Genomic DNA, 13,762 nt, shown 5'->3' on the forward strand with positions numbered 1-13,762 from the left:
TGACAGGTTTCTTAAGGGAGAATTAAGCAACAGCTTGATCTTAATTGACTTTCGCGACACCGCACCTAAAGCCGTTCAAAGATTGTGCGCGTATTAAATCCGAATAAGCGCTCATGCATGCGGTAGGCATATTCATCAGTCATATTGGCAATATAATCACAGACTACACGCATCGCTTCATCGTCTGAAGAGGCCTCGTTATAAAGCTGCCGATTTTTGGTGTCCAGTAAACTGGTCGGGTTTGAGCTGATGGCCTCAAACAGGCGCAGAACCACGGTTTGCCCGCCGTATTCAAAGGTTCTTGCCTCCTGGGAATCAATGACGTGCTGATAAACGCAATTTTTCAGATAGTCAAGCAAACGGCCTGCTTCAGGTAAGAGATTAATATTATATTTTAGTAAAGGGTTTTCAAAATTGGCATCGGTAGTTTCAATCTGAGTGGCTGTAATCAGATAATTCACCATTTCACCAATGGCCTGTTTGCGCTCGAAAAGCTGACTTGAAAATAAATGATTGAGCAGAGCGCCGCGCTGTTGACCAAGCGGGGTGCTGTCGATAAGGCTATGAAAGCCGGCATTATCAATCTTGTCACGAGTAATCAGGCGTAAGTGAATTGCATCTTCCAGATCATGTACTCCATAGCCGATATCATCAGCGACATCCATAATGGAACAATCAAAGCTATGAAAGGCGGACCTTCCATGTTCGTTTTGTGCTGGAGGTTTACGAAGCGATTGAAAAAGTGATCGATCGCCTTCACTAAACGGCGCCAGTAACCAGTCAACTTCTGCCTGTTCACAGTTAAAATAAGCCTTGGGAGGAAGCCAGTCATTGATGCGGATTGTTTTGTGCAGGGTGTTAACTGCTTCCTGTTTGCCAAGGCAGATCACTCGGCTTCTGGGGACAGGATACTTCAGAATCCCTAGCAATGTGCGCCGCGTTAAATCGAGTCCATAGGCGCCATAACTGTTTTCCAGTTTAGTTAAAAGCCGCAGCGTCTGGCCATTGCCCTCAAAACCACCATGTTCACGCATCATATAATTTAATGCCACTTCACCCCCATGACCGAAAGGGGGGTGGCCGATATCATGTAATAAACAGATGCTGCTGATTAAATCTTCACTGGGAAGTAAACCAGAGAGAATACTTTCCTGATGGTTCACAATAAGATTTCGTGCGATGCTTCTGCCAATGGACGCCACTTCAAGTGAATGAGTCAGACGAGTGCGATGGAAATCACCTTCATCCGTTCCCAGAATCTGTGTTTTACGCTGCAAACGTCGAAAAGCGGGGCAATGAATGACACGTGTTTGGTCGCGCTCATAGGGGCTGCGATGATCCTGAACGCCGCGTTGGTGATTTAGGCCGGAGCGTCTGTGAGTCCACATGGGTAATAACCTCGATACTGATATGGGTATTATTTCATCATGGTATCAGAAATAACTAAAGTTTTTTTTAAAACTGCAGCTAACAAGAGTATGAAACTCCAATAAGAATAAAAAAGGAGCCTGCATGAATACCTTAAAAATAGCTTCAATAGCGATAGTGGTAGTCCACTTGTCTTCTTGTACGATGAATAATCCAAGCACTAGCTATTCCACTTATGAAACGTATAACTATGAAAATATGCAATACTACGGTCATGGGGTTGGGTCGGTTGATTATGGAAACTATGGCAATAATCAGGGTTATTATCCACCAAGCCAGGCTACCGTTCCTGATTCTTATTATACTGGTGGCAATAACCGGCCTGTGTCTCATAAAGATCAGGATAGAAACTGGGTTAATAATCAAAATCCCCAGGGTTACACTATAGAAATTGCTGATGGTGAAAAAGCCTCTCAGGTGGCTGGTAAATTGTATAAAACGCCTAAAACCGACCGAACCGCTCAAATAAAATATTATCGAGATGGTAAAACTTACTATAAAGGGGTCTATGGAACCTATAATACCCAGGAAGAAGCCGAGAAAGCTTTGAACGCACTGCCTGAGAATGTGAAACAAGGGGCGGGGGTCAGGAACTGGGGAAGTGTTCAGGGCGCAGCAGAATAGAGAAAATCCCCTCTCCCAAGTTGGGAGAGGGCTGGGGTGAGGGTTGATTCGTAAAGAAAATTTCCGTAGCAATCTATTTTGCTGAAAGAGTGATTGTCAGCTTCACCACGCCTGCTGTTTCTGTTTTATCTATCGAAAGTTGCTTTAAGATGACCGCATAATCGGTATTCAATTGCCATAACCATTGTAAAAATTGTGTGTAAGGCACTTTATCATAACTAATCTGAATATCCCCGGGACCTGTTTGCTGCAGTTGATAAGCGAATGTTTTGAAAGGGGTATTACTTAATTGCGTTGAGATGATCGACAGTAATCGCCCGTTATTAATCATTTCCGGTTCTTTACTGTTACGAGGACGCTGATTAATTTGCTTCATCCACACAAGTGTTTTCTGTTTATCCTCTAATTGATTGGTTTTACTGACTACAGCGGTATTAAGTGGGGAATAAATCAGTAAATAAAAAAGGTAGGCAACGGTGAACACAAGACCAATACTTAGAGTCAGACGATCCCGTTCACTTAAGTTTTGCCAGAAATTCATCATAAGCTAAGCTCCAGGGTACTCGCGACTTGCTGCTCTCTGGTTGATGCCTGCGTTTGCTTTACTTTGACATTCAGTTTTTGTAACTGATTCTCAACTTTTTCAACGCTTGCGAAATCCTTACCAATCACAGTCACCTGCAAAACATGATTCTGATAACGAAGTTGTTCAACAGTCACATCGCTTGTATCCAGTGTTTTCGAGAGTTGATTTAGCAATACCCAGAAGGGGTTCTCGCTGTCATTCCCTTTCGTTTTTAACAATTGCTCAATACGAAATCTCGGGCTGATAACCTGTTGCGCCTGAGGGAAAAACTGCTTGTAAATGACGGCAATTTGCTTGTCCGTTTCTTCTATTTGCTGATTGAGCCGATAATTTTGCCATATTGTGCTCGAAAGATTGCTAACCAACCACAAAGCGGCCATCGCAACAGCTGCGACTATCCAGCGTTTCTTTCCCGCAGTTTCGCTGCTTGCCAGAAATTGACCCTGTGCCATATTCATAGGATGACCAACCAGAAGACGTTTTGCCAGCCAGAGATATAAATTCTCTTCATGAATTACTTGGGCCACTAAATGCTCTGGAAGCGCCATGCTTTCCTTAAAAACAAAGAGCCGATGTTCCGGGCTTGCTTTTTTCAGGAATAAATCAGTAAGCGGCGGGTTTAATACTCCGCAGAATGTCTCATCATGAATAAGCAAACTATCTTCTGCGACACAAATCTCTTTATTCTCGAGAGCGAACCAATCGACAGTAAGAATATCCAGGTGAATGTCATTGTCTTTGAGAAGTAGAAGCAGTTGCTGCAAAAACTCTTTTTTGCAGGCTGCTACAAGATAATGACCCTGTTGGTAATATTGGCGATTAAACGCGAAATGAAGTTCGTCCACATTTTCTGCGAACTTGTCTTCAAGTGCGTAGGGGATAGCAATACGGGCTTTTTTTTCTCCCAGCCAGGGCAATTCAAGGCGGTGAAAGGCAAAGTGTTCGCCAGAAACCACAATGCAGGTACGATGATTGATTTGAATCTGTCTGAGTTCTTCAGCCTTTCGTTTTGCTAAAGGCTGAACAACCTGTTGGTTCTGATCCAGGCTTACTGATAAGAAGCTGTCGTCACTCAGAGACTTGATAAAAACAAAACAGGTTGCCAAATGTAAATCCTTCTACTGAATTAGCTTTATGCGTAGGCATATTGTTTGGAAACATTTGCCTCAGCCCACTGATTTTTCAATTGCTGGGCTAACAAATAAACGGCCAGCGCATACTGTGGGCTGCTATTATACCGGGTTATCACATAAAAATTTGGATAAGCTAACCAGTATTCAGGACCTTCCTGGGTAATCAGCTCAATCAGCCCTGCTTTTTTAGGCACATGGAAGGAAGCGGTTACCGGCTTAATTCCTGCTGCCCGTAATTGACTGGTTTTATATGCAGCTGTTTTATAGGAGGTATTAATGCGTTTGTAGGCTGAACCGGTAATTTGGGCCGGCTGAGCGATTCCCTGATTAAAGGTCCATCCATGTTTGTGAAAATAATTGGCAACGCTGGCAATTACAGCATCATCATCATTCATCAGATCCTTTTTAGGGTTGCCAGTGAAGTCTGCGGCGTAATAACGGTAGCTGCTGGGCATAAACTGTGGTTTACCCATCGCACCGGCATAAGAGCCCATGTATTGGGTAGGGGAAACGTGGTGTTCACGGCAAAGCAGCAGATATTCGCCAAGCTCTTTGGTAAAAAACTCAGAGCGTTTTGGATAATCAAAGGCTAAGGTTGAAAGCGCATCGAGAACGCGGTAATTGCCCTGATTTTTACCGTATAAAGTCTCAATACCGATTATTGCAACGATAATATTGGCCGGCACATGATATTTTGCCTCAGCCTTACTCAAGGCTTTCTGGTTTTTTCTCCAGAAATCAATACCGCCTTCAACACGCTGTGGTGTTAAAAACAATTGCTTATATACATCCCATGTTTTCTTCTCATAAGGTTTTTCCATTGATTCAATAATCTGAGGCTGCAGTTTGACATCACTCATTACCGCGAGTAATTCAATTTTGTCAAAATTATGTTTTTTTACCATCGTATCAATAAACGCTTTGACGTCTTTTCTCTGAGTGAAACTGGCGTCGGCGAGACCGAAAGAAGAATAAAGAATGGTGAAAAAAGCAAAACCAATTGCAATGAGTCGTCGCATCGGATGTCCTGTCGGTTGAACAAAATGACCCATTGTAGTCAAGTAAACGACTATTGTGAAGAGGACTGGTGCGGTTATCTCAGGTGCTTGCCAGACTTAGACAAGATAGTTTTTACAGGTCATTACATTAAAAGCTTTCTGCTCAGTGATTATTAAGCTAGAATAAGCGCTTTTAGCAACAGGTTTTTAGAGTTGAGCGACCTATCCCGAATTCGTAATTTCTCAATTATTGCCCACATCGATCATGGTAAATCAACCCTGGCTGATCGATTCATTCAAATTTGCGGCGGACTTAGCGACCGTGAAATGGCAGAGCAGGTGCTTGACTCGATGGATATCGAGCGTGAGCGCGGCATTACTATCAAGGCGCAGAGCGTATCCCTGAATTACAAGGCGCGTGACGGCAAAACCTATCTTCTTAATTTTATTGACACGCCGGGCCATGTCGACTTCAGTTATGAGGTATCGCGATCCCTGGCTGCCTGTGAGGGCGCAATCCTGGTGGTCGATGCCGCACAGGGTGTTGAGGCTCAGACGGTTGCCGTCTGTTATACCGCTATTGATCAGGAACTCGAAGTTTTGCCGGTTTTGAATAAAATCGACTTGCCTCAGGCTGAGCCGGAACGTGTCATTGCTGAAATTGAAGATATTATTGGTCTGGAAGCTCATCATGCCATCCATGCCAGTGCCAAAAGCGGACTGGGCGTTGAAGAAGTTTTGGAAGCGCTTGTCAATCATATACCGCCTCCCACTGGCGAGATCGATGCGCCTCTGCAGGCCTTGATCATTGACTCCTGGTTTGACAGTTATCTTGGCGTGGTGTCTTTGGTGCGAATCGTCAATGGAAGCTTACGCAAGGGCGATAAGCTGAAAATCATGTCAACCGGCCGCAGCTATGAAGTTGATCAGGTGGGTATTTTCACACCTAAACGCACCAAGGTGGATGTGCTGCAGGCTGGTGAAGTAGGTTATGTAGTCGCTGGAATTAAAGAAATCCAAGGCGCGCCTGTAGGGGATACCTTAACTTTGGAAAAGAATGCGGCGATAGAACCTTTGCCTGGTTTCCAGCGCGTGAAGCCGCAGGTTTATGCAGGGCTTTTCCCGATCAGTGCCGATGATTTTGAGGCCTTTCGCGAAGCACTCGCCAAGCTGAGTCTTAATGATGCATCTCTCTTTTATGAACCTGAGTCATCTGAAGCGCTTGGCTTTGGATTTCGTTGTGGGTTTCTGGGCATGCTTCATATGGAGATTATTCAGGAGCGTCTGGAGCGTGAATATAATCTCGATTTAATTTCCACAGCCCCGACCGTGGTTTATAAGGTAGAAACAACCAAGGGTGAAACGGTGATGATTGATAACCCATCACAGTTGCCAGCTTCTCCCCAGCTCAAGCAGATGTATGAACCCATCGTCAGAGCAAACATTCTGGTTCCTCAGGATTATCTGGGGCAGGTGATAACACTTTGTGTCGAGCGCCGCGGTGTTCAGGTTACCATGATGTATAGCGGCCGTCAGGTTTCTGTAACTTATGACATACCGATGAGTGAAGTAGTTTCCGACTTTTTTGACCGCTTGAAGTCAGTTAGCCGTGGTTATGCGTCGCTGGATTATAATTTTCTCAGATTCGAGCCGGCGGACCTGGTTAAAATGGATGTTATGATTAATGGCGAGCGGGTGGATGCCCTGGCAGTTATTGTGCATCGCAGTGCTGCTTACAGCCGTGGAAAAGCCCTGGCTGAAAAAATGCGGGAGTTGATTCCAAGACAAATGTTTGATGTGGCAATTCAGGCTGCTCTGGGTAATCATATTATTGCCCGCCAGACAGTCAAGGCGTTGAGAAAGAATGTGACTGCTAAATGTTATGGTGGGGACGTGTCTCGTAAGCGCAAGCTGCTGGAAAAGCAAAAGGCAGGTAAAAAGCGTATGAAACAGGTCGGTCATGTGGAAATTCCCCAGGAAGCATTCATGGCAGTATTTCAAACGGACAGGAAAAAATAATTCCTTAAATGTAGCTATCTCGCAGGAACTGAACTATGAATTTTGCATTGTTGCTGGTTGTACTTTCTCTCATCAGTGGCTTGATTTATTTGCTGGATGTTTTGTTTTGGCAAAAAAAGCGCTCAGCGGGAGAAAAGCCCAATAAGATAATTGAGTATTCCCGCTCTTTTTTTCCTGTTTTTTTTATTGTTCTGTTACTGCGCTCATTTTTAGTCGAGCCATTTCGCATTCCCTCCGGTTCTTTGGAGCCCACGTTACTGGTGGGCGACTTTCTTGCCGTGAACAAGTTTGCTTATGGGCTTCGTATACCCGTGTGGGAAAAGAAAGTCATCCCTGTTTCAAATCCGAAAACCGGTGAAATTGCTGTTTTTCGCTGGCCACCCAATCCTGGTTTTGACTACATCAAGCGCGTGATTGGTGTTCCGGGCGATACAATTAGCTACCATAACAAAGTGTTAACGATAAACGGCAAGGTAATGAAACAATCCTTTGTTGAATACACTACTGATGAGAGTTCAGGAAAAGCTGTAGCGAAATACCAGGAAAACCTGAATGGTGTAAGCCACGATATATTTGTTCGCCCTGATGTGGCGGCTACTGATTTTGAAGTAACCGTTCCCGCAGGACAATATTTCATGATGGGCGACAATCGGGATGACAGCGCCGATAGTCGTTTCTGGGGATTTGTGTCTGATGAGTATTTGCGTGGCAAAGCCTTTTTGGTGTGGATGAGCTGGAATGGCAAAACAGACAGTTTGAGATGGTCTAAAATAGGACGATTTGTCAATTAGAATTATAATATGCATTAGGTTAAGGAATTATTGTAGGTTGGGCCCTTGGCCCAACAAGGGGTTTCACCACCAATCCAGAACTCAATGTTGGGCCAAGGGCCCAACCTACAGGTAATTGCAGATTAATGGCAGTGCTCCACGAACTGGAACCCTTAATCCCATTAGTAATTTTCATAGACTAAGGATAGACATGTACAATCAGAAAGGAATGACGCTTATTGGTTTACTATTAACCGTTGTAATTATTGTATTCCTGGGGATATTAGTTATGCGTGTGGTGCCAGTCTACATACAAAATTACGAAATAAAACGGTCACTGGCTTCATTAAATAATTTGGATCCCTCGCAATTTAGTTCAGATTCTATGGCCAATGTCAGTGTATTGAAAACAAGGCTTGTTAATCAGCTGGATTTGGAAAGCATTGGATTTATCAAACCAGAACAAATAAGCATTACCCCCAGTAATGGGAATTATCTGGTTAAACTTAAATATACGGTTATCAAACCTTTAATTGCCAATGTCAGTTTAATGTTTGATTTTGAAGAATCAGAAGAGGTAAAAGTTGGTTCGCATTGATTTAGAACGATTGTGCAGGCGGCTTGGCTATCAATTTGCCAAACCCGCCTTACTTAAACAAGCTTTAACTCATTGCAGCGTGAGCAATGAGACTAATAATGAGCGTTTTGAGTTCCTTGGTGACTCTATTCTCAGTTTTGTAATCGCTGATGCGCTTTTTGATAAATTCCCGCAGCAAAGTGAAGGCCAGCTTAGCCGGCTGCGCGCCTATCTGGTAAAGGGTGACATGCTGGCAGAAATTGCAGTAGAGCTTGAGCTGGGTGATTTTTTAATTCTCGGTCAGGGTGAACTCAAAAGCGGCGGATTCCGAAGAGCGTCTATTCTTGCCGATGCATTAGAAGCGATCATCGCCGCAGTGTATCTGGACAGTGGCATCGAGGCCAGCAAGCAGTTAATTCTTAAGTTATTCGCCAGCCGTCTTGATTCAAGTGAATTACAGGATAATCTTAAGGATGCAAAAACTCAGTTGCAGGAGTTTCTGCAAGCAAGCAGGCAATCTTTGCCAGAATATAATTTGCTGCATATAAAGGGCGAAGAGCATGAGCAGCTTTTCTATGTATCCTGTGTAGTTAAAGGTTATAAAATACATACTGAAGGTTTTGGCCCAAGCCGGCGGAAAGCAGAGCAGGAAGCAGCCAAGCAGTTTCTAGCGCTTATAAAAGCGGAAAAGGCTTGAGTAGCGCTTTGGCTGATATTCTCATGAATTGCTTATTAGGAACCAAATAGTGAGTACATCACCCATCTTTCGTCTTTGCGAACAAAGTGAAGCAATCCAGATCGAAACTTGAACAAAGAAAGGAGATGGATTGCTTCGCCAATGCTCGCAAAGACGGTTTTTTGTTCAGCCATCTCCATTAATGCAACCACTGCGCAGAAATGACAGGTTTGAAATGTATAAGCAATTCGTTTAACTAAACAGAGGGCCCCTGGGAAAAGCTCACATCATTTTCCTTATGTATTTCTTTCGCTATTTTTACTGCAAGTTCAGGATTGCCAACAATATTCTCAAGATTCATAGGCTCGGGAAGAATCTTTTCAATCATACCAAGCCAGTAAGTAAGAGTCTTTCGGTCTTGCATCACTTCTCGCCAGGGAAATAATTTAATCACCACTCTGAAGGCCTCATCCAAAGTCAAACTTTTGGGATCATCAATACGAGAGCTTTGCTCTGAAGTCATTAATTGACCAAGTGTTTTTGGCGATGCAGAGCTGTTCGACTGCTGTATCAGAGACGGTGTGCTATGAGTGGTATTTGCCTCCAGCTTGGAGCCGCTTGGCTGTTTGATGAGACGGGGCGCAGTGGTTGTCGAGTTTTTGCGCCGCCGGGTAAAGAAGCTGGAACTATTGCTCTCTACCTCATTGCCATTGACAAAATCCGGATTTGTATTTAGTAACGTTTCGCTGGCAGGAATAATGTCTTCCATGCACATGGTATACATTTGATAATAGGCCCGCAGAGGACTTAGGCTGTTTTCCTTATATATCTTTGAATAATAGGTGGCCAGCAAGGGATCAAAGAAATAAAAGAACTTTTCAAAACTTTCATGGGGATAGAACTTGATAAAGTGAATGAGAGTTTTTAAGCCTTCATAAATGGAAGGAAGATCTTCTGCGGTAAAACGGAAAGGGATCATTTGGTCAGTGATTAATTCCCCGCTTTCTGTATAGAGTTGCTGATTAATAAAATTTGTGCAGACCCTATTGGCCTCCCTGGCTGTAACCATGGCTTCCAGAAACAGATTTTCTGCTGTGTCTTTAAAAACTAATTTACTGACAATAGCTGACTGTATCGGTGGAATCATAAACAGAATGGATTTAATCCCTGCACGATGTTTGATAGTCGAGTTAACATTGCCCTGCAAAGTAGTGGTGGATTTTTCAGCGACCACTCCGCGTTCCAGCATCTGTGCGCCAATATCAATGAATACAATAGACCAGTTAATTAATTGGCCTTTATTATCGCGGTGCAGACACACCTGATAGTTATCTGCTTTGCCATCTTCGGCACCTAGAATAAGGCTGCCGGCTGCCAGTGCCAAAGCGCTTTGTAAATCAAGTGAATTCCAAAGACCGAATAACTGTTGCTCTATTTGTGATATTTTATATTTTAATTCCTGCGGATTGCTTTTTAATGCAGATAATTGTTTGTCGTCTATATCCAAAAATAACTCAGGCAATCTGGCGAGAAGAGATACCCATCGAACAATTTCATCAAGGCTGCGCCCCGCGGTTAGTGTCGGCCATTTAAGGATAAAAGAATAAGCTTTGATTACAGTCGCTTCTCCTTCGTCTTTTATCAGCCGTTCTGATAAATTTTTAATTGTATCGGGAAGATCAGATAATAAACTTTGCAATGACTCCAGCTTTTCGCGCCCCTGAAGCTTTTTAAATTGTAAAATTCTCTCCTCAGGGGCCATATTACGCTGATTATCAATTAATCGTTCAAATAGCTCAGTGATTTTTGTTTCGCGTATATAGGCACCTGTAATCCAGTGATACATGGCCTTCTTTAAAATATCAATACCGTGCCGAGCTCTTAATACATCGGTGATTTCCTTGATTAAGAGCCAGTGCGTTAAGGAAATACCCTCTACCGCATAGCTCGCCTGTATATAGCGTGGAGGAAGTATTTCAGACTGGCCGTTTGCATTTTGCTGAATAAACACATTTTCAAGCCGCAGGAGTGTCGAAGGAGTTAGAAATGAGGGTGCCTCCTGGGGGAAGAAGGAATGGAAAATCCTTTGAATTAAAGCTTCTCTGCCAAATCCCAAAGGAGGAACCGGACGATCTGTTTTGAAATACACCTCGCCCAAACGTACGACAAAGTGTGTCGCGTTAGTGAATATCCAGGGTTGTCCTCGGCCATTGGCATCAATACCCAAAAGACGATAGGCTGTATCCTGGGGGATACTTCGGGCAGGTATTTCCAATCCATTGATTGTGGCTGAAAATTCATTTGACTGCGGAGAATTATAAAACTTTGCCAGTCGTTGCAGCAGGCTGAAAAGAAGCGGTATACATTCTTCCTGCGACCGTCTTGCCCCTGGTTTTGAGCGGGGTGATATGGGTGCTAAATTCGAGCAATAGGCACCCAGAGATAAAATAAGACGGTCCAGAATAGTACACATCATCACACAAGGGTGATGAATAGTTGCTTTGCCTTTATCCGCAGCTTGTTCCTTAAATTGCAGTTGTTTTTTGATCTCAACCTCCTGGATCAATGCCAGGTGGCTGGGCGAAACCAGAAGCGGGAGGAGATGGATCCTGATTATTTCAATTAACCTGGAGAGATCTTCTTTTCCCGGCTGAGTTACCAGAATGGGTATCTTGGTTTTGGAAGGAAAAGGGTGTAACAGAGATTTAATATCGGATGCAAACGAGCGCTCGGATTGACTTTTTTTAGCAAGAAAGTTGCTGCTGGAAGGCTTAACCTGCAGAAACTTGGTATTTGAACCATTATTATCAAAGAGAAGAGCATAGAGCTCTTTTATTCTTTTGAGATATTGTTTCAGATCGCTGACTACAGGGGCGAGCGGCGCAATATTGTGCAGGGTATGAAATAAGGCAAGCCTGGTCTTTTCAAATTCGGCGAATTCAAATCGCTTATTATCGCCATGAATAGCCAGAATGGCACCCTTCAACTGTTCTTCGGAGCGGGGTGTTGCCAGTGAATGAAGTTTACCTGATAAAAGCACTTTGCCTTTCATATTCTCTCCACTTCAGTCCTGCATTATTGCAAAAGGGGATATCAGAAGCCTAAAATTGCTCGAGGAGTTCAGATACCTCAAGCCATTCTTCTTCAGCTTTTTTTAATTCATTGGAAGCTTTCTCCTGCTTCTTCAGAAGCTGTTGCAGCTTTTCTTGCTGAGTGGCGTCATAAAGTGATGAGTCACCCAACTCCAGTTCAAGTGCTTTCATCTGTTCATGATAATCATCAATATACTGTTCCAGTTTTTTCAGACGATTTTGCAGGGATTTTCGTTCCCGATACTGATGATTTCCCGAGATATCGGCAGTATTTGATTTTAACGGTTCGGGATTAAGCAGCCAATTATGGTAATCCTCTAGGTCTCCCTGGAAAACACGGAGTTTTTGCTGATAAACGAGATAAAAATCATTCACGGTCGTTTTTAATAGATGACGGTCGTGCGAAATCAGTATTAAAGCTCCTTCATAACTTTGCAGGGCAATTTCAATGGCTGTTCGCATGCCAAGATCCAAATGGTTTGTCGGCTCATCCAGGAGCAATAAGTTGGGCTTTTGCCAAACCAGCTTGGCCAAAGCCAGTCTTGCTTTTTCACCACCCGAAAAGTGGGTAATCGGATTCGTTGCCATATCACCTATGAAATTAAATCCACCTAAGTAATCGCGAATCGCCTGTTCGCGAACTTCTGGAGAAAGCTGTTGAATAGTTTCCAAAGGGGAGAGACGAATATCAAGATCTTCAAGTTGATGCTGGGCATAATAGCCGATTTTCAGATGCGCAGAGCGATTAATCTGACCGCTCAGTGGGGCAATAGTTCCTGTTAATGTTTTAATCAGCGTCGATTTACCCTGCCCATTAGGACCAATCAGTGCAATGCGATCACCAGGATTTAGTATCAGATTGAATTTTTTTAGAATAGGCTGGTTAATGTCATAGCCCGCAGTCACCTGTTCGCAATGAATTAAAGGATTTCCGGCGCGAGGGCTTGGCAGAAAATTAAAAGAAAAAGGCGAGTCGGCATGGGCTTGTGCGATAACCTCCATTTTTGAAATCGCGTTAAGCCTGCTTTGCGCCTGTTTTGCTTTGGTGGCTTTGGCTTTGAATCGGTTCACAAAAGCCATCATGTGATTTATTTTCTGTTGCTGCTTTTCGTACATTTGCTGCAAAAGGCTGAGTTGCAGAGCCCGTGTTTTCTCGAAGCTGCTGTAATTTCCCGTATATAGTGTCATTTTACGCTGTTCGATATGAAGAATATGCGTACTCAGCGCATCGAGAAATTCACGATCATGGGAAATTAATAAAATACTGCCTGGTGTCTGCTTCAACCAGCGCTCAAGCCAGAAAATGGCCTCCATATCCAGATGGTTCGTGGGCTCATCAAGAAGTAACAAATCAGCAGGTTTCATCAAACAGCGCGCCAGACTGAGGCGCATGCGCCAACCACCGGAAAAACTGTTTACTGGTTTTGACTGCTCGTCAGCGCTAAAACCCAGACCATTCATAATACTGGCCGCCAGCGCCGGTTTGCTGTAGCCGCCTGTTTGAGTCAGCGATTCATGACAGCTTAAAACTTCTTCGTGATTGTCTTCTTGCTCTGCCCTCTGCAACTTTTCCAACAGGTTCATATAATCAACATCACCGCTTAGGACAAATTGCAGTGCTGATTCATCCGTATCAGGCAGCTGTTGGGAAAGATGACTGATCCGCAGATTATTACTGATTATACAATCGCCCTGATCAGCTTGAAGTTGTCCCAGAATTAAGGCGAAGAGAGTGGATTTTCCACAGCCATTATGGCCAATAAAGCCAACCTTCTGTTTTTCAAACAAGCTGATTGAGCTATCCTCAATGAGGACTTTATTGCCACGCGATAGTGAAATCTGACGCAAACTTAGCATAG

The 13,762-nt window shown here is 43.7% G+C and carries 11 protein-coding genes; 5 read left to right on the forward strand and 6 right to left on the reverse strand.

Features of this window, described 5'->3' with window-relative positions; genetic code table 11:
- Nucleotides 1–65: 65 nt before the first annotated feature.
- Complete coding sequence (locus tag E1O89_RS00185) at nt 66–1,388, reverse strand: anti-phage deoxyguanosine triphosphatase (protein ID WP_133138419.1); 1,323 nt, start codon at nt 1,386–1,388, stop codon at nt 66–68.
- A gap of 124 nt (nt 1,389–1,512) precedes the next feature.
- Here E1O89_RS00185 and E1O89_RS00190 point away from each other — a divergent pair, with 124 nt between their 5' ends.
- Entirely contained in the window at nt 1,513–2,052 is a 540-nt protein-coding gene (locus tag E1O89_RS00190; protein WP_133138420.1) for an SPOR domain-containing protein, read from the forward strand.
- A 73-nt stretch (nt 2,053–2,125) separates the two neighbouring features.
- Here the strand turns inward: E1O89_RS00190 and gspM are convergent, their stop codons facing one another.
- The 3 genes from gspM to mltB are packed head-to-tail and all read right to left on the reverse strand — an operon-like array spanning nt 2,126 to nt 4,790.
- Nucleotides 2,126–2,596 (reverse strand): type II secretion system protein GspM, encoded by a 471-nt coding sequence (gene gspM / locus E1O89_RS00195; protein ID WP_112219046.1) that lies wholly within the window; start codon nt 2,594–2,596, stop codon nt 2,126–2,128.
- A complete protein-coding gene (gene gspL, locus E1O89_RS00200) occupies nt 2,593–3,744 on the reverse strand; it encodes a type II secretion system protein GspL (protein ID WP_133138421.1) in 1,152 nt (383 codons plus the stop codon). Before gspL ends, gspM begins: the two co-directional genes overlap by 4 nt.
- 26 nt (nt 3,745–3,770) lie before the next feature.
- Nucleotides 3,771–4,790, reverse strand: coding sequence for a lytic murein transglycosylase B (gene mltB, locus E1O89_RS00205; RefSeq protein WP_133138422.1), 1,020 nt, complete (start codon nt 4,788–4,790; stop codon nt 3,771–3,773).
- A 192-nt stretch (nt 4,791–4,982) separates the two neighbouring features.
- On the opposite strand from mltB, the gene lepA reads away from it, so the two are divergent.
- The 4 genes from lepA to rnc all read left to right on the forward strand — a co-directional run bounded on the left by lepA (nt 4,983) and on the right by rnc (nt 8,832).
- Nucleotides 4,983–6,788, forward strand: a complete 1,806-nt coding sequence (lepA, locus tag E1O89_RS00210) for a translation elongation factor 4 (protein ID WP_133138423.1) — start codon at nt 4,983–4,985, stop codon at nt 6,786–6,788.
- Nucleotides 6,789–6,823: 35 nt separating this feature from the next.
- A complete protein-coding gene (gene lepB, locus E1O89_RS00215) occupies nt 6,824–7,579 on the forward strand; it encodes a signal peptidase I (RefSeq protein ID WP_112219043.1) in 756 nt (251 codons plus the stop codon).
- Between the two features lie 190 nt (nt 7,580–7,769).
- Nucleotides 7,770–8,156: a DUF4845 domain-containing protein gene (locus tag E1O89_RS00220; RefSeq protein ID WP_112219042.1), complete on the forward strand. Its 387-nt coding sequence runs from the start codon at nt 7,770–7,772 to the stop codon at nt 8,154–8,156.
- Nucleotides 8,143–8,832, forward strand: a complete 690-nt coding sequence (rnc, locus tag E1O89_RS00225) for a ribonuclease III (RefSeq protein ID WP_133138424.1) — start codon at nt 8,143–8,145, stop codon at nt 8,830–8,832. Before E1O89_RS00220 ends, rnc begins: the two co-directional genes overlap by 14 nt.
- A gap of 235 nt (nt 8,833–9,067) precedes the next feature.
- On the opposite strand, the gene E1O89_RS00230 is transcribed toward rnc, so the two are convergent.
- Both E1O89_RS00230 and E1O89_RS00235 read right to left on the reverse strand, forming a co-directional pair.
- Complete coding sequence (locus E1O89_RS00230) at nt 9,068–11,863, reverse strand: hypothetical protein (protein ID WP_133138425.1); 2,796 nt, start codon at nt 11,861–11,863, stop codon at nt 9,068–9,070.
- A gap of 49 nt (nt 11,864–11,912) precedes the next feature.
- Entirely contained in the window at nt 11,913–13,760 is a 1,848-nt protein-coding gene (locus E1O89_RS00235; RefSeq protein ID WP_133138426.1) for an ABC-F family ATP-binding cassette domain-containing protein, read from the reverse strand.
- Nucleotides 13,761–13,762: the final 2 nt, after the last annotated feature.

This window comes from Legionella genomosp. 1 (assembly GCF_900640215.1).
GTDB lineage: Bacteria > Pseudomonadota > Gammaproteobacteria > Legionellales > Legionellaceae > Legionella_C > Legionella_C quinlivanii_A.